Raw genomic sequence first — 15,565 nt, 5'->3', positions numbered from 1 at the left:
CGTCGCCACCGCCCCCGCCGTCCGAGGCGCCCCCTCCGGCGGCGGCCAGCGCCACGCTCGCGTGCGTCACCAGTGGATCGACCGCCTCGCCGAGTGCCTCCCCGCGCCCCAGGGCACGCAGGGTGCGCCGCTGGGCACGGTCCAGACCGAGTCCCCACTGCAACCCACTGCCGTGGATGAGCGCGGCGAGCAGCGCGGTGCGGTTGTCGACGGCACGTTCGTGGTCGGCCACGGCACGCACCTGATCCAGCAGCTGCTCGCGCTGCCGCTCCTCCGGAAAGTACCGGTGGTAGCGGATGCCGAGCAGGCTGCGTCGTTCCGCCCGGAGGGCTCCGTGGTCGACCAGGCGCGCCCGATAGCCGTCGAACACCCCGTTCCTGGCGTGGAACCAGGAGGTGAGGGAGACGGAGCCCGTGGAGGAGCGGATCTTGCGCCGCAACTGGTGCAGCACCTCGTCCAGCCAGGACAGCCCGGTCGAGGTCTCGTCGTCCAGCCGCACCCTGAAGTCGGAACGGCGGGTTCCGGTGAGCGTGACACGCTCCCGCAGCACCAGCTCCCCCACCTCGGCGGCGGCCACCACCACGTCGGTGTTGATCGCGTAGTGCCCACCCCGGGGCTTGTGCGCCAGCAGCACCAGCTCACCGGGCAGTCCGAAAGCGAAACGACTCCGATCGGTCACCCGGTGCATTGTAGGCCGGGCACGCGATGCTGCGAAGGCTTTTCACGAGCTTCGTAATAACGCCATCCGAAGGTCGGTTATACAACTGTCACAAACTCGTCGATCGGATCTCCACCCCTTTGATGACCTGGGAATTCGGCGGGACGAGCCGGGCACTACGGTGCCGGGGGAAGAGTTCGCAGGCGGGGTCGATCCTTGTGGCGGGACTCACGAAAGTGGCCGGTGTCATGCCAGGATGGCTACAGAGCGATCCAACGGCCTCGCCCGGTGGTCCGAGGACTCACCAGGTCCGACGACCCCGGACGGGGCAAAACCGGACCCGCCGCCACAAGCGGACGGGCCGGGGTGAGACGAGGAGATCCACATGTCCCCCGAACACTGGACGCGACCGAGCCGAGCCGACGCTCGTGGTCACGCGGACACGGCACCTGCCGCGACCTCAGCAACACCGACGAGGGAGCAGGTGATCGCGGGTTTGCGCGCGACCAGCGAAGGCGGAGCTGATCTGGTACAGCTCCTGACACCGGAAGGTCAACGGGTAACCCACCCGGACTTCGACATCGACGTTTCCGCCGAGCAACTGCGCGGCATGTACCGGGACATGGTGCTGATACGCCGCGCCGACCGGGAAGGCAACGCGCTGCAACGCCAGGGCCAGCTCGGCATCTGGGTGCCGCTGCTCGGGCAGGAGGCCGCCCAGATCGGCGCGGGACGGGCGCTGCGCCCCCAGGACATGGCCTTCCCGAGCTACCGGGAACACGGTGTCGCCTGGTGCCGCGGGGTCGACCCCACCGAACTGCTGGGCATCTTCCGGGGCACCGACCACGGCAGCTGGGACCCCCACGAGACGGGCCTGGGGCTGTACACCATCGTCATCGGCAACCAGTGCCTGAACGCCACCGGCTACGCGATGGGCCAGAAGTTCGACGGCAAGGTCGGCAACTCGGACCGGGACGCCTCCGAGAACGAGGCCACCATGGTGTTCTTCGGCGACGGTGCCACCAGTCAGGGTGACGTGCACGAGGGAATGGTCTGGGCCTCCGTCTACGACGCCCCGGTCGTCTTCTTCTGCCAGAACAACCAGTGGGCCATCTCCGAGCCCACCGAACGCCAGAGCAGGGTCCCGCTCTACGAACGCGCCCGTGGCTACGGGTTCCCCGGCATCCGGGTGGACGGCAACGACGTGCTCGCCAGCCTGGCCGTCTCCCAGTGGGCCCTCGACGAGGCCCGCAACGGCAACGGGCCGCTGCTGATCGAGGCCTTCACCTACCGCATGGACGCGCACACCACCTCCGACGACGCCACGCGCTACCGCATGGACGACGAGCTCCAGGCGTGGAAGCTCAAGGACCCCGTGGAGCGGCTGCGGGTGCACCTGCTCCGCGAGGAGCTGGCCGACCAGGACTTCGTCGACGAGGTGGAGCGGGAGGCCGACGAGCTGGCCACCCGGTTCCGCCAGTTCTGCTTCGACATGCCCGAGCCGCCGCCGGAGCGGATCTTCTCCGCCGTGTACGCGGAGGAGAGCCCCGTGGTGGCCGCCCAGCGGGACGACTACCTCCAGTACCTCTCCGGATTCGCCGACGCGGGCCACGACACCGAGGGGAGTGTTCGCTGATGGCCGCACCCACCGTGGAATCCACCGGGTCCGAGACCGCACGGACCCAGACGATCACCATCGCCAAGGGCCTGAACATGGCCATGCGCGCGGCCATGGAACGCGATCCGCGCGTGATGGTCATGGGCGAGGACATCGGCCGGCTCGGCGGTGTCTTCCGCGTGACCGACGGGCTGCAGAAGGACTTCGGCGAACACCGCGTGCTGGACACCCCGCTGGCCGAGTCCGGGATCGTCGGAACCGCCATCGGGCTCGCCATGCGCGGCTACCGCCCCGTCTGCGAGATCCAGTTCGACGGGTTCATCTTCCCCGGTTTCGACCAGATCGTCTCCCAGCTGTCCAAGATGCACTACCGCAGCCAGGGCCGGGTGAAGGTGCCCGTGGTGATCCGGGTGCCCTTCGGAGGGGGGATCGGTGCCGTCGAGCACCACTCGGAGTCCCCCGAGTCGCTGTTCGCGCACGTCGCCGGGCTCAAGGTGGTGTCCTGCTCGAACCCCGTGGACGCCTACTGGATGCTGCAACAGGCCATCGACAGCGACGACCCGGTGCTGTTCTTCGAGCCGAAACGCCGCTACTGGGAGAAGGCCGAGCTGGACCCCACCACCCCGCCGCTGTCGCTGGGCAGCTCGGCGGTGATGCGCCCGGGCACCACGGCCACGCTGGCCACCTACGGCCCGATGGTCAAGACCTGCCTGGACGCGGCCAACGCCGCCGAGGAGGACGGCCACGAGCTGGAGGTGGTGGACCTGCGGTCCCTCTCCCCGCTGGACCTGGAACCGGTGACCGACTCGGTGCGCCGCACCGGGCGGCTGGTGGTGGTCAGCGAGTCCCCGGCGGAGTCCTCGATCACCTCGGAGGTCGCCACCCGGATCCAGCAGGAGTGCTTCTACTCGCTGGAGGCCCCGGTGCTGCGGGTGAACGGATTCGACACCCCGTACCCGCCGAGCCGGTTGGAGGAGGGCTACCTGCCCGACCTCGACCGTGTTCTCGACGCCGTCGACCGTTCGCTGACGTACTAGAAGAGGCTTCCATGTCGCAGTTCAAGCACTTCCCGCTTCCGGACGTCGGTGAGGGACTGACCGAAGCGGAGATCGTCAACTGGCGGGTCTCCCCGGGCGATCCGGTGGAGCTCAACCAGATCGTCGTGGAGATCGAGACCGCCAAGGCCTCGGTGGAACTTCCCTGTCCCTACTCGGGGACGGTGGGGGAACTGCTGGCCCAGCCCGGCCAGACCGTGGAGGTCGGCACCCCCATCCTCGCCGTGCGGACCCAGGAGGGCGAGCAGGACGCGCCTGCCGAGCAGGGTTCCTCCGGCGAGCAGGCCGCCGCGAAGGAAGGCGGTGCGGACGAGGAACGGGTGGCCACCCTGGTCGGCTACGGACCCCGTTCCTCCAGCGCCAAACGCCGCCCCCGCAAGAAGAACACCGCGGCGACCGACACCGCGCGGAACGGGTCCCCGGCGGAGACCTCCGCGACGGCGCAGCCGGGCACGAACGGGACCTCGGTGCAGTCCCCCACCCGGGACTCCGGCACCACCGTGCAGGCCCCACCCGCCGCGCCCAAGCAGGGGACCGCCGCCTCCGGCGGGCACGTGCCACTGGCCAAACCTCCGGTGCGCAAACTCGCCAAGGACCTCGGGGTGGACCTGCGCTCGCTGAACGGCTCGGGCGCCGAGGGGGTCATCACCCGCGAGGACGTCGAGCGGGCCGCCTCCGGGGAACTCGGGCGGTCCTCCGCACCGGCGGTCGAGACCGGCGCAGGGGAGCACCGGGTGCCGATCAAGGGGGTGCGCCGGGCCACCGCCCAGGCGATGGTGGACAGCGCGTTCACCGCCCCCCACGTCACCGAGTTCCTCACCGTCGACGTCACGCCGATGATGGAGTTCCGGCAGCGGCTCAAGTCGCATCCGGAGTTCCAGGACGTGCGGGTCACTCCGCTGGCCATCGCGGCCAGGGCCATGTGCCTGGCGATCCGCCGAACTCCCGACGTGAACGCGACCTGGGACGGCGAGGCCGGCGAGATCGTCTACAAGGACTACGTCCACCTCGGCGTGGCCGCGGCCACCGACCGGGGACTGGTGGTCCCCAAGGTGCGCAACGCCGAGACGCTGTCGCTGCGGGACCTCGCCGCGGCCCTGGAGGAGCTGACCACCACGGCCCGCGAGGGCAGAACCCCGCCCGAGGCGATGACCAACGGGACCATCACGATCACCAACGTGGGGGTGTTCGGAGTGGACACCGGCACCCCCATCCTGAACCCGGGTGAGTCAGCCATCCTGGCCTTCGGTGCGATCCGCGAGATGCCCTGGGTGGTGGACGGTCAGGTGGTTCCGCGTCAGGTGTGCCAACTGGCGCTGAGCTTCGACCACCGCGTGGTGGACGGCCAGCAGGGATCGCGGTTCCTCGCCGACGTGGGCGCGGTGCTCTCCGACCCCGGCATGGCGTTGACCTTCTGACCACGGGTCCGCGGGCGGCGCCCGGGACCGGCCGGTTCGGGCCGGTGCGGTCCCGGGGCCGTCGCCGAACACCGGCGAAGTCCCGCGCTGCGGGGCTCAGGAGCCGCGTCGGAACTCGGTCACTCCCTCTCCCGGGCGCCACAGCCGGATCAGCAGCTCCTCCCCGTCGACGGAGGTGTGCACCACCTCGCGCAGGTCCAGACGGAAGAGGTGGAACGGGCCGGGGGGAGGTCCGACCTCGTCCCGGTAGACGTCCAGGTCGCGCTGCGCGGTGACCTCCACGGCGTGGGCGGTGACCTTGGCGTCGCCGCCCTCCATGTGCTGGTCGCTGGGGTGGGCGTGCAGGGCGCAGCGCCGGTCGCGGCGCAGGTCACGCGCCTTCACCGCGTCCCACATGGATCCGAGGGTGAGTTCGCCGTCGTGGAACTGCACCTCGGTGCCACTGACCCGAGGGCCGCCGTCACCCCGCAGGGTGGCCAACACGTGATGGGTTCCCGCCTCGAAACGCCCCCGCACCACGGAGGCCAGTTCCGGGCACTCGGTCGCGAACTGTTGCCAGCTACTCATGCCGGGAGGATCACATCCACCCCCGACAGTGGAGGCGCTGTCGTCTCCTCCGCGTCAACCCGGTGCACGGCGGAGGAAGCCGCCGTGCACCGGTGGTTCACTCCGCCCGGCGCCTGCGTCCTCCGCGCTGGGCCGCTGCCGCACCGGCGACGGCCTCGGCGGCGGCGTTGGCCTGTTGGGCGGGGGTTCCCTGTCCGCCGTCGGCCTCCCCCTGCTGCTGCGCCGCCGTGCGCTGCTCGTCCGTGCTCGCCTCCGCGACCCCGGAGTCGTCTCCGGAGGCGTCCGCGACCGTCTGCTCCTGCTGGGGGGCGGGTGCCTGGCCGGTTTCCTCGGCGGCCGAGCTCTCGGAGGCCCCGCCCTGTTGTTCGTTTCCGCCGGCGGACGCCTCCCGCGCCGCGCCGTCCGGGTGCTGCCCTGGTTCGCCGTCGATCTCCGGCGGCCGGGTGGCGGCGGGCCCTTCCGGAAATTCGAACTCGTGTGCCTCGAAGTCGTGCACCTCGATCTCCGGCAGTTCGAGCTCGCTGTTGAGCTCACCGAAGATCGGCGTTCCCGGATCGGATGTCGCCTTGCTCACCGCTTCGCCCTCCCAATCACTCTCGAAGCGAACCGGATCCCACGACGACTCGCACGTCGAAGGCCCGGTGCGCACATCCGCGCGCTCCGTGTCCGCCGACCGGGGGTCCGTGGGACGGCCCACCCGGCCCCGAGCGGACGAGACGCAGGGGCGCACGGTCACGACGAGGTCGGCCACCGGGGTGTGAGGTTCCGGTGACCTCGCCGCAACCAAGCACCATCCCAGAACAACAAGGCGGAAACAGAGTCACATTCCAAACCGTGGCGAAGGACACGAAGCTCCCGGCGTGCCCGATTTCGGACGAAAACGAAACCCCCGCTCAGGGCGGGGAGCACACCACGGGGTCGTCGTCAACGAACCGTGACGCAGGCCATCCGTCATCCGGGAGGATGATCCCGGAAAGTGGAAGGCGGGAGTCCCGACGCGGTGGCCAATTTTGCCGAAAACTGGCCGGCAGGGCCGAAGCACCTGTCCGGTGTGTCGGACACGGCCGGTCGCGGCCTCGGCGGAACCGTTCCGGGCGCTCCCGCCCCACTGCCGTGGTGCCAACCCTGCGGGCCGGCCAAGATGCCCACGCTTCCCAACGGGGGGCACGACTTGACACCCCAGCCACGAAGCCGCAGGTCACTACGGGTGTTCCCCGCACACGCGGGGATGGGCCTGACAGGGGCGGGCACTGCCTGCCGCACGTGCGGGTGGCAGTTGCTCAGTGACCGTTGGGTTCGGGGCTGGTGCGCTGGGCTGGGGTGTGCGCGGGTAGTGCCCGCAGCCGATCGCGGAGGTCGCGGGAGGCTCGGGCGGGCTGGTGCTCGGTGTGCAGGTCGGCGTCGAGGGCGGCCAGGCGTTGGCGGGTGGTCTCGCGCAGGTGTTCCGGCGCGACGGTGTCGAGCACGGTGGTGGCCAGGGCTGTGGCATCGGCCGGGGCGTGGTCGGCGGCGGCCGCGCGAGCTCGGATGACGGTGGCGGCGGCCCAACCGGGCGAACCCGTGGTTTTCAGGGCCACGGCGGTGGCGGCGTGTTCGGCAGCCTGGCGGGGTTCGCCGAGGCGCAGGGCGGATTCGGCCAGGTGCTGGTGCAGTTCGGCCCGGTCGAAGCCGAATCGGCCGGGCTCCTCGGCTCTGGCGGCGTCCATGTGGTGTTGGGCGCGGGTGGCCGCCGCGGCCGCGTCGCTGCGACGGCCGAGTGCGGCCAGCGCGCGGAGTTCGCACCAGGCGGTGATCTGCGCGCGGTGCAGGGGCGTGTCGGCGTGTTCCCCGGCCTGGGCTGCCAGTTCGAGCGCGTCGGTGGGCCGCTCCTGGAAGGAGGCCACCATCGACTGCGCGCCCAGGCTCCATCCGGTCAGGCGGTGTTCGCCGACGCTGATCCCGAGCCGGGCGCCGGTTCCCAGATGAATGTGGGCACCGGCGTAGTCGGCGGTGTGGAAAGCGAGGTTGCCCAGCAGGGCTGAGAGCCATCCGGCCAGCCGACGTAGCTCGGTGCGGTCGGCGTCGCGTTGGGGGTGGGTGAGCATGTCGACGACCATCTGCCGAGCCCGGTGGATCTCGGTGGCCAGCACGTTCGGCGCGTGGCGGGCGTAGTGGCTGGTGTAGTAGCCGACCGCTCGCTCGACTTGGTCGCGAGTGTCCGGCCCGCCGTCAGGTCCTTCAATTTCGCGCTGGAGCTGTACGGAGTCGGCCACGGCGGTCAGGGCGGTCTCGGCCATTCCAGCTCCCAACGTCGACGGTGTGGGCCGACCATACCCAGCCCCGGCCGCGATGCTGGGCAGGTTGAGGCCGAGGCGCTGCGGCGACACCTGATACACCCGCGCCAGCGCGGCGGCGTAGTCCGGGTCGGGCTGGACACCGTCGTGTTCCCAGCGGCACAGCCGCGCGGTGGTCACGCCCGGCGGAGCGAGCCCGTCAGCGGCGTAGAGCTCGCCGATGGCGGCCACGACCTGCGGGCGGCTCCATCCGTAGGCCAGGCGCCACACTTCCAGCGGCGCCAGATCGGGGACCTGGCGAGTGATCTCGTCGGCGATGGTGGCCACGTCCCAGTCGGCGCGCTGGCCGTGTCGGCGGATGTGCGCGGCTTTTTGTGCCAGTTCGGCGCGGTCGGCTCTGCTGATCTTCGGCATGATCACCCCTGTCGCAGATCACCAGACAGTATCGCCCACGTCCGGCACGAGACATTGCCGTGCGCGGCAATGTTGCCCCGTTTGGCCGTCATTGATCCCCGCAGCGCGCGGCGACGAGTGTGGAGATCAGCGCCGGGCGGGTTCGTCGTTGTCCCCGAGGCGACGGACCGGTCGGCGCCGAGAACCCACCACCCGAGAAGCGAGGGGAGATGAACTGCCATGGACGAGGATCTGGAGATCACCGTCAGCCAGCTGGCCGCTGCGGCCGACCGCACAGCGGCGTCGATGAGCGACGGCCCGACCGGCGACAGCGGCGACAACCGCGATCCGTGACGGCCGGGCCGGCACCGGCACAACCCTGATCCGGCGTGCCGACGGGCATGCTCCCGTCGGCACACCCCTTCCCTGACGGAAAACGAGGTGTGTGATGCAACATCGGCTGGTCAGCGGGATCGAACAAGCCCTGGACTGGCAAGGCCCGACCATGTTGGGCCGTGAATTCGCCGTGGGCAGCCTGCCCGACCCCAGTCTGGGCACCCGGCTGCTGACCCCACAGCACTTGCTGGACACAGTGATGCGCCGCAGCCTGGCCCCACCACAGGTGCGGTGTGTCCGCGATGGTGCCGAAATTCCCTCCCGCGAGTACCTCTCCGAGATCACCACCCGTCGCGGACAAGTGCTACCGATGGTCGACCCAGTCGGGCTCGGCCGCGTGCTGGCAGAGGGCGCCACACTCGTCGTCGACGGGCTCAACCGGTGGGAGCCGACGATGGAGATCGCCTGTCGGGCGTTGCAGTGGTGGGCTCATGAGAACTGCCAGGTCAACATCTATCTGACCACCCAGGACAGCAGTGGGTTCGCGTTGCACTGGGATGATCACGACGTGCTCATCGTTCAACTCGACGGGAACAAGCAGTGGGAGGTACGTGGCCCCTCGAGGGTGGCGCCGATGTTTCGCGACACCGACCCCAACGTGGATCCGCCGGAGGAGATCGCCTGGTCGGGACCCCTGCGCCCCGGCGATGTGCTGCATATTCCCCGTGGGTATTGGCACCGGGCCAGCCGCGCCGACGAGGGGGCCGGTCACAGCCTGCACGCCACGTTTGGCCTGCAGCAGCGCACCGGCATCGACCTACTGAGCTGGCTGGTCGACCAGAAAGCCCGCCAGCACGAAGTGTTTCGCCACGACCTGCCGCTGGCGGACGGGCCTGCGCCCGAGCGCTCGCACGCACTGCGCCAGGCCGCCACCGAGCTGATGACCGGCGTCGACCTTACCGAGTACCGACGGTGGCGCCAGCAACATCACGGTGCGGCACGGCACGTGGTCACCCACGGCCTGTTCGGCGCGATCGAGGAGGTCGTGGCCATCACCGAGTTCCCCCCGCTGATCGAGCTGGACGACGAGCAGGTGCACGTGGCCGCTGCGGGCCGGCACCTGTCCCTGCCCACCCGCGCCGAGCAGGCGGCGCGGCACCTGCTGTCCGGCCACCCCGTCTGGATCGACGACGTCACCGCAGCCTGCGGGGTCGACGCGGCGAAAATCGCGCACGTGCTGTTGGGGGAAGGGCTGTGTGCCGAAGTCACCGACGCCTTGCGCTTGGGTTGTTCCGGACTCGTCCCCACCGAACTCTCCTCGAACACGCGCTGAGTCACGGCGTCACCGACGTGGACGTGGCCACGACCTACCACCACGGGCAGGTCCACAAGCTGCTCGCCCAGGCTGCGGGGGAGTTGCTCGACCGGTTCACGATCTCCACCAAGGTCAGCTCGCAGGCGCGTCTGCCGACACTGGCCGAGCAAGCCAAGCGGGCAGCCGGTGATCTTGGCCGGGCCCCGGCGGTGATCCTGGTGCACAACCCGGAGCACCTCCTCCGCGACCTCGACCATGACCAGGCATGTCGCTGGTGGACCGCCACCGCCGAGACGATGTCCGGTCTCGTAACCAGCGGGATGTGCCGGTCCTGGGGGGTGGCGTGCTGGGACCCACGCCCGGTACGGGACCTGCTGGGTACTCCGGCCTGGACGCAGGCGCCGCAGCCGAGTGTGGCCATGGTTCGTGCGGGACTGCTCGTTCCAGCCGACGTGCTCACCGCCAGCGAGGAACTCCTGCAACGGATCCCACACACCGCCGGGCGGTGGGGGATGAGCCCCTTCGCCGGAGCGCCGCACCTGCTCGACGACATCAACCTGGCCCCGTTCCTCACCGAGGATGCACCGCAGGCTGCCGCGCCGCTGCCGACGGCGCTTGCGGTGGCCTTCCACCTGCCCGGGGTCTCCCGCATCGCCATCGGCACCGTCAGCCCCACCCACCTGGACCAGCTCGCCACCGCAAGAACATGGCCTGTCAACCAGCAACGGCTCAGCGCCTACCGACGAAAGCTCATGGCTCGCGCCGGTTCAGCGCGGTGACCAGCCCATCGGCCGCGTTCCGGACGGGCGCGGCCAACGGGCCGGCGTAGTCCTCGCCCGCGGTGATCAGCTCGGCGCACGCATGGAGCTGAGAGAGCTGCCCGGTACGGCTTTCCAAGTCTGCGGCGAAGACCTGCTGCACCTGCTCGGCCAGCGCGGGCGCGGCCAAGGAGTTGACCCACAACGTAGCCGCGTCCCACCCGCGCGGGGCCAGCCCGAAGTCCTCCCAATCCAGGATGCGGCAGCCCGGTGCGGTGAGATTGACCCAGCTGACATCCGCGTGGGCGACCGTCCACTCTGCAACAGTGGTCTCCACCTCGGGAAACACCGCCTGAATCGTGGAAGTGACGCGTTGCTGGGTGATCGGCCGCGTGTGTGGCGTCGCCACCCGCGAAGTGGGCACCGTGGACAACGCCGTCAGCGCCTCGACCAAGTGCTGCCACCACCCCTGCCCCAACTCGGGCTCGGTGGTGACTACCCCGCCCGAGCAGATCACCGGTTCGGTGACCAGCTCGGTCTCCTCCACCCGGACCAGCAGATCGCCGTCGCGCCAGCAGGTGCCCTGATACCACCACGGATGTCGCACCTGTCTCGGCAGCGCGGCCGTGGCCTCCAGCCCACACCGTTCGGCTGCGGCCTCGGCCGGAGCCACCGAGAGCCGCACCCACGTGTCCCGGTCGGTGGGCAACCCCAGTGACCGCCGCTTGCACACCCCCCGCTCCGACATCAACCGGGCTCCGAGCGCTTGCTCGGCACGCGCGACCAACTCCGCCCGCGGCTGCGTCCTGAGATCCACCGCGTCCACGGTAGCCCACACTGCAGCCCACGGCGCCCGTGACCAGGTGATCTCTTCCTCATCAGGGCCGGACGGATCATGCGGCGGGCACAGCTCGGCGATCACCGCGTCTTCACCGATCTACCGGAGCTGGCGGCAGACCTGCCTGCCGTGTTCCAGCACAGCAACTACTCTCCCAACAACTGGCTTTGGTCGAACAACTCGAAGCGGCTCGCACGGATCGACTCCGAGACGCCCTCCACGGCACCGTCGTGGCGGACATGACGTGGCTGTACGGCACGGTCTGACCTATCTCCGCCTCGCGGTCGATCCTGACTCCGACTGGGGCTCGATGGCCTGGATCGACCTGGCAACCGGGGAGTTACTCAACACCTACGACCCGACCGGCTCCGCTGAATAACCCACCCTCATGTTCACCGCCGACGGACCCGGCTATTTCTCCGCTTGGCACCCCTGCTCCTCGAACGGGTTCGCCACGCCCTCAGCGTCTACGCCGAGGTCGGTACGTGTCCCACCACAGTGTGGTGACAGCAGGGAGACCTCGCCCTCTAAACAACATCCTCCACGGGCAGAGGCCCGGAAACCACGAAAGCGGAGCTCGAGGTCCCCCCTTCGATGTTCCGGGAGACCCACCGACCTACGCTCGCCTGACGCCGGGCTCGCAGCAGCGAGCCCGGCAAGCGATCGGGATGCCCGCGGTGTCTCCCGCTTCCGTGCCCGCTCCGTGCCGCACGAAGCGGACGCGAAGCGGGCGAGCCTCCACTAGGGAATGTGCCGTCCGGACACGGCCCTGGCGACCACGAGCTGCTGGATCTGCTCGGTACCCTCGAAGATGTCGTAGATCTTGGCGTCGCGGTGCATCCGCTCCACCGGGTACTCCCGGGTGTAGCCGTTGCCGCCGAGGATCTGCACGGCCCGCTCGGTGACCCAGGTGGCCACCCGGCCCGCCTTCAGCTTCGACATCGACCCCTCGCCCGCCTCGAAGGGCACCTCGTTGCGTCCCATCCAGGCCGCCCGCCAGACCAGCAGCCGCGCCGCGTCGATCTCGGTGCGCATGTCGGCGAGGGTGAACGCCACCCCCTGGTTGTCGATGATGGGACGCCCGAAGGTCTCCCGCTGGCCCGCGTACTCCAGCGCCTGCTCGTAGGCGGCCCGGGCGATGCCCAGGGCCTGGGCGCCCACCGTGGGGCGGGACAGCTCGAAGGTGCGCATGGCCTGCGAACTCGACCGGCCGCCCTCCCGGGCGCGTGCCAGCCGCTCGTCCAGTTTCTCCTTGCCGCCGAGCAGGCACCGGCCCGGAACCCGGACGTCGTCGAGGTAGACGTCGGCGGTGTGCGAGGCCCGCAGGCCGTGCTTGCGGATCTTGCTCGGCGAGGACAGCCCCGGGGTTCCGGGCGGGACCACGAAAGCGGCCTGCCCCTTGGGCCCCAGTTCGGGGTCCACCACGGCCTGCACCACGTGCACGTTGGCGATGCCGCCGTTGGTCGCCCAGGCCTTCTGCCCGTTGAGCACCCACTCGTCGGTGGCCTCGTCGTAGACCGCACGGGTGCGCATGGCGGCCACGTCCGAGCCCGCGTCCGGCTCCGAGGAGCAGAAGGCGGCGACCTTGGGGTCGTCGGCGTCGCCGTAGCACTGGGGCACCCACTCGGCCAGCTGGTCGGGGGTGCCGGAGGCGAAGATCCCGGCCACGGCGAGGGTGGTGCCGAAGATCGCCATGCCGATCCCGCCGTCGCCCCAGAACAGCTCCTCGTTGACGATCGGCAGGGACAGGCCGGTCTCGTCGGCCCAGAACGTCGCCAGGGTCTCGAAGCCATAGAGTCCGATCCTGGCGGCCTCGGAGATGACGGGCCAGGGGGTTTCCTCCCGCTCGTCCCACTCGGCGGCGGCGGGTCTGATCTCCTTCACGGCGAAGCCGTGCACCCAGTCGCGTAAGTCCCGGTGTTCTTCGGTCAGTTCCAGCGAGAAACTCATGACTCCCTCGGGCTGCTTCGTGGGGGTTCGGCGGGCGGGGCGGCCGTGCGCGGGACGGCCGGGGAACTAGGCCTGCGGGATCTGGAAGAGCTTGGTGAGTCCGGCGGCGAAGCCGACGTCGCCGGCGACCTTCAGCTTGCCGGTCATGAACAGCATCGGGGCCGAGGCGTTGTTCGAGGCGAGTTTGAGCATCTCGACCGGGCCGATCATGACCGTGACCCTGGGCTCGCGTTCCTGGGACTTGTGCACCGTGCAGGTGCCTTCCGAGAGCACGCACTCGTAGCGCAGCACCCCGGAGTCGTCGCCGGAGTCCCCGTCCTTGAGGGACCCGTTCAGGTTGATGCGCCAGCGCACCACGGCCTCGGTGTTCTTGGCCCGGTCGGGGCGGTAGTGCTCCCCCATGCGGCGGAAGAGTTCGTCGAAGATCCGCTCGGCCAGCTCGGGGCGTGCGGTGACGGCCTTGAGCTGCTCGTCCGAGGCCCGGGAGATGAGCCTGGCGAACTGTTGTGGTTCCAGCGAACTGAGATCGACCTCGGCTCCGCTGGCCGCCAGTTCGGAAGCCTGTTCCAACAGGGCGACGAACTCGTCCCGGCCCAGTTTCTTGGGGTCGGCGGAGCCGAGGGCGGCGATCGGATCGGTGTCAGCCATGTGAGCCCTCCATTACCTACTCGCGAGTAAGACTACTCCTGAGTAGATAACGGGGCAAGGCAGCCCCACCACGCCTGTCCTACCGTACTCGAAAACCCCCGCGGAACCGGGAAGGTCACACCCGGGGACCGGCGCCGACATCCCCCACCGAGCCCTCTGTTAAGGATCTGAGCGTGCAGGACGCGAGAGACCCCCGGACCGAGTCACCCCCCAACCGGAGCAAACCCCGCTCCCGGAGGCTGCCCCGCGAAGTGCGCGAACGGCAGATCCTGGACGCCGCCGTGCAGGTGTTCGCCCGCCACGGTTACCACGAAGCCGCCATGGACGAGATCTCCGAGGTCGCCGAGATCTCCAAACCCATGATCTACGCCTACCTCGGTTCCAAGGAGGAACTCTTCGTCGCCTGCATCCGCCGCGAGGCCAACCGGCTGATCGAGTCGATCAGCGGGGCCGTGGACGCGGACCTGCCCCCGGACGAACAACTCTGGCGCGGACTGCGCGCCTTCTTCGAGTACGCCCAGCAGAACCGCGCCAGCTGGACCGTGCTGCACCGCCAGGCCAGCACCCAGGGGCCGCCCTTCGCCGCCGAGCTCTCCGCCTGGCGCCGACGCGCCCTGGACCTGGTCACCACGCTGCTCAGCCGTGCCGACGGCACCGAGGAGGACCGGCAGGTGCGGCACGAGCAGATGCAGCCGTTCGCCGCCGCCCTCGTCGGGGCCGGTGAGTCCATGGTCGACTGGTGGATCGAGCACCCCGAACACACCGCCGACGCGCTGTCCATGCGGCTGATGAACCTGGTCTGGATGGGCTTCGGGGACATGGTCCAGGGACGCCGCTGGAAACCCGACTGAGGAGAGCAAACCGGCACCCACCGTCCAGGCCGGACACACCGGCGGCACCCGGTGGCCGACGGGGCCACCGACGACACCGAGAAACCCGACACCGGGAGGAAGCCTTGCGCCTGACCCACTACGGACACTCCTGCGTGCTGGTCGAGATCTCCACGGCACGGCTGCTGGTCGACCCCGGCACCTTCGCCGCCGACTTCGAGACGCTGCACGACCTGGACGCGGTGCTGGTCACCCACAAGCACCCCGACCACCTGGACCTCGAACGCCTCCCCGCCGTGCTGCGCAACAACCCGAACGCCGAGCTGATCGCCGACACCGAGTCGGCGGCCGCGCTGGCCGAACAGGGCGTGGAGGCCACCACCGCCCAGCCCGGGGACACGCTGCGGCCGGGCGGGGTGACCGTCGAGGTGGTCGGCGGCGAACACGCGGTGATCCACCCGGATATCCCGGTCATCGCCAACATCGGCTACCTCGTCGACGACGGCGCCTTCTACCACCCGGGCGACTCCTTCCACGTCCCCCGGCGGGAGGTCGACGTGCTCGGACTGCCCACGGCGGCCCCGTGGCTGAAGCTGTCCGAGGCGGTGGAGTTCCTGCGCACGGTGCGCCCCAGGATCGCGGTGCCCATCCACGAGGCCGTGATGTCGGTCCCCGAGCTGCACTACCGCATGTTCGGCCAGCTCGGCCCCGAGGGCACCACCCTCAATCCCCTGCACCGGGGCGAGCCCACCGAGATCCCGTGACCGCGGCCGGGCTCACCTGGTCAACGGATCCGGGTTGAACATCCCGCCCCGCGCCCCTCCGTCGGGGGACGGGGCGGGAGGGGATGTGCCCAGCTCCGGATACGTGACCGGCACGGCACCGCCCTCCAGGGCGCGGTCCACGGC

The 15,565-nt window shown here is 70.0% G+C and carries 15 protein-coding genes; 8 read left to right on the top strand and 7 right to left on the bottom strand.

From position 1 onward, the window contains the following. On the bottom strand, nucleotides 1–688 hold a 688-nt coding region (locus tag CEP50_RS18835), incomplete at its 3' end, for a GOLPH3/VPS74 family protein (RefSeq protein ID WP_106115259.1). Between the two features lie 355 nt (nucleotides 689–1,043). On the opposite strand from CEP50_RS18835, the gene pdhA reads away from it, so the two are divergent. The 3 genes from pdhA to CEP50_RS18820 are packed head-to-tail and all read left to right on the top strand — an operon-like array spanning nucleotide 1,044 to nucleotide 4,749. Continuing rightward, the gene (pdhA, locus tag CEP50_RS18830) at nucleotides 1,044–2,294 is read left to right on the top strand and encodes a pyruvate dehydrogenase (acetyl-transferring) E1 component subunit alpha (protein ID WP_374957110.1); all 1,251 of its coding nucleotides are present in this window, start codon (nucleotides 1,044–1,046) and stop codon (nucleotides 2,292–2,294) included. After that, nucleotides 2,294–3,313, top strand: a complete 1,020-nt coding sequence (locus CEP50_RS18825; protein ID WP_106115257.1) for an alpha-ketoacid dehydrogenase subunit beta — start codon at nucleotides 2,294–2,296, stop codon at nucleotides 3,311–3,313. Before pdhA ends, CEP50_RS18825 begins: the two co-directional genes overlap by 1 nt. Before the next feature lie 11 nt (nucleotides 3,314–3,324). Next, nucleotides 3,325–4,749, top strand: coding sequence for a dihydrolipoamide acetyltransferase family protein (locus CEP50_RS18820; RefSeq protein ID WP_106115256.1), 1,425 nt, complete (start codon nucleotides 3,325–3,327; stop codon nucleotides 4,747–4,749). Nucleotides 4,750–4,845: 96 nt separating this feature from the next. Here the strand turns inward: CEP50_RS18820 and CEP50_RS18815 are convergent, their stop codons facing one another. The 3 genes from CEP50_RS18815 to CEP50_RS20685 all read right to left on the bottom strand — a co-directional run bounded on the left by CEP50_RS18815 (nucleotide 4,846) and on the right by CEP50_RS20685 (nucleotide 8,003). Beyond that, nucleotides 4,846–5,316 (bottom strand): pyridoxamine 5'-phosphate oxidase family protein, encoded by a 471-nt coding sequence (locus CEP50_RS18815; protein ID WP_106115255.1) that lies wholly within the window; start codon nucleotides 5,314–5,316, stop codon nucleotides 4,846–4,848. Between the two features lie 97 nt (nucleotides 5,317–5,413). Beyond that, on the bottom strand, nucleotides 5,414–5,890 hold the full coding sequence (locus CEP50_RS18810; protein ID WP_146134864.1) for a hypothetical protein: 477 nt from the start codon (nucleotides 5,888–5,890) through the stop codon (nucleotides 5,414–5,416). 706 nt (nucleotides 5,891–6,596) lie between these two features. Further along, the gene (locus tag CEP50_RS20685) at nucleotides 6,597–8,003 is read right to left on the bottom strand and encodes a helix-turn-helix domain-containing protein (protein ID WP_258175421.1); all 1,407 of its coding nucleotides are present in this window, start codon (nucleotides 8,001–8,003) and stop codon (nucleotides 6,597–6,599) included. Between the two features lie 427 nt (nucleotides 8,004–8,430). Here CEP50_RS20685 and CEP50_RS18800 point away from each other — a divergent pair, with 427 nt between their 5' ends. Together CEP50_RS18800 and CEP50_RS18795 are read left to right on the top strand one after the other, a co-directional pair. Continuing rightward, nucleotides 8,431–9,651 carry a JmjC domain-containing protein gene (locus CEP50_RS18800; protein WP_106115261.1) on the top strand — a complete coding sequence of 407 codons (1,221 nt, stop codon included), beginning with the start codon at nucleotides 8,431–8,433 and terminating at the stop codon, nucleotides 9,649–9,651. A 23-nt stretch (nucleotides 9,652–9,674) separates the two neighbouring features. Beyond that, the gene (locus CEP50_RS18795; RefSeq protein WP_258175420.1) at nucleotides 9,675–10,412 is read left to right on the top strand and encodes a hypothetical protein; all 738 of its coding nucleotides are present in this window, start codon (nucleotides 9,675–9,677) and stop codon (nucleotides 10,410–10,412) included. On the opposite strand, the gene CEP50_RS18790 is transcribed toward CEP50_RS18795, so the two are convergent. Beyond that, nucleotides 10,384–11,208 (bottom strand): hypothetical protein, encoded by an 825-nt coding sequence (locus CEP50_RS18790; protein ID WP_146134862.1) that lies wholly within the window; start codon nucleotides 11,206–11,208, stop codon nucleotides 10,384–10,386. The two genes, CEP50_RS18795 and CEP50_RS18790, sit on opposite strands and share 29 nt — an antisense overlap. Nucleotides 11,209–11,473: 265 nt before the next feature. On the opposite strand from CEP50_RS18790, the gene CEP50_RS20680 reads away from it, so the two are divergent. Beyond that, on the top strand, nucleotides 11,474–11,608 hold the full coding sequence (locus CEP50_RS20680; RefSeq protein WP_258175419.1) for a hypothetical protein: 135 nt from the start codon (nucleotides 11,474–11,476) through the stop codon (nucleotides 11,606–11,608). A 362-nt stretch (nucleotides 11,609–11,970) separates the two neighbouring features. Here the strand turns inward: CEP50_RS20680 and CEP50_RS18780 are convergent, their stop codons facing one another. Continuing rightward, nucleotides 11,971–13,179 (bottom strand): acyl-CoA dehydrogenase family protein, encoded by a 1,209-nt coding sequence (locus CEP50_RS18780; RefSeq protein ID WP_106115251.1) that lies wholly within the window; start codon nucleotides 13,177–13,179, stop codon nucleotides 11,971–11,973. A 66-nt stretch (nucleotides 13,180–13,245) separates the two neighbouring features. Further along, nucleotides 13,246–13,827 (bottom strand): SCP2 sterol-binding domain-containing protein, encoded by a 582-nt coding sequence (locus CEP50_RS18775; RefSeq protein WP_106115250.1) that lies wholly within the window; start codon nucleotides 13,825–13,827, stop codon nucleotides 13,246–13,248. Between the two features lie 173 nt (nucleotides 13,828–14,000). Here CEP50_RS18775 and CEP50_RS18770 point away from each other — a divergent pair, with 173 nt between their 5' ends. Together CEP50_RS18770 and CEP50_RS18765 are read left to right on the top strand one after the other, a co-directional pair. Beyond that, nucleotides 14,001–14,678, top strand: a complete 678-nt coding sequence (locus CEP50_RS18770; protein WP_106115249.1) for a TetR/AcrR family transcriptional regulator — start codon at nucleotides 14,001–14,003, stop codon at nucleotides 14,676–14,678. A gap of 104 nt (nucleotides 14,679–14,782) precedes the next feature. Further along, nucleotides 14,783–15,421, top strand: a complete 639-nt coding sequence (locus CEP50_RS18765) for an MBL fold metallo-hydrolase (RefSeq protein ID WP_106115248.1) — start codon at nucleotides 14,783–14,785, stop codon at nucleotides 15,419–15,421. Nucleotides 15,422–15,565 lie beyond the last annotated feature (144 nt).

Source organism: Actinopolyspora mortivallis, from assembly GCF_003001495.1.
GTDB classification, from domain to species: domain Bacteria; phylum Actinomycetota; class Actinomycetes; order Mycobacteriales; family Pseudonocardiaceae; genus Actinopolyspora; species Actinopolyspora mortivallis_A.
Note: the sequence above shows the minus strand (reverse complement) of the source record. Positions and strands in the feature narration are given on the sequence as shown.

Excerpts from the sequence above, each read along its gene's own strand:
- CEP50_RS18815 (WP_106115255.1), bottom strand. The coding sequence starts at position 5,316 with ATGAGTAGCTGGCAACAGTTCGCGACCGAGTGCCCGGAACTGGCCTCC.
- pdhA (WP_374957110.1), top strand. The coding sequence starts at position 1,044 with ATGTCCCCCGAACACTGGACGCGACCGAGCCGAGCCGACGCTCGTGGT.
- CEP50_RS18775 (WP_106115250.1), bottom strand. The coding sequence starts at position 13,827 with ATGGCTGACACCGATCCGATCGCCGCCCTCGGCTCCGCCGACCCCAAG.
- CEP50_RS18780 (WP_106115251.1), bottom strand. The coding sequence starts at position 13,179 with ATGAGTTTCTCGCTGGAACTGACCGAAGAACACCGGGACTTACGCGAC.
- CEP50_RS18820 (WP_106115256.1), top strand. The coding sequence starts at position 3,325 with ATGTCGCAGTTCAAGCACTTCCCGCTTCCGGACGTCGGTGAGGGACTG.
- CEP50_RS18825 (WP_106115257.1), top strand. The coding sequence starts at position 2,294 with ATGGCCGCACCCACCGTGGAATCCACCGGGTCCGAGACCGCACGGACC.
- CEP50_RS18800 (WP_106115261.1), top strand. The coding sequence starts at position 8,431 with ATGCAACATCGGCTGGTCAGCGGGATCGAACAAGCCCTGGACTGGCAA.
- CEP50_RS20685 (WP_258175421.1), bottom strand. The coding sequence starts at position 8,003 with ATGCCGAAGATCAGCAGAGCCGACCGCGCCGAACTGGCACAAAAAGCC.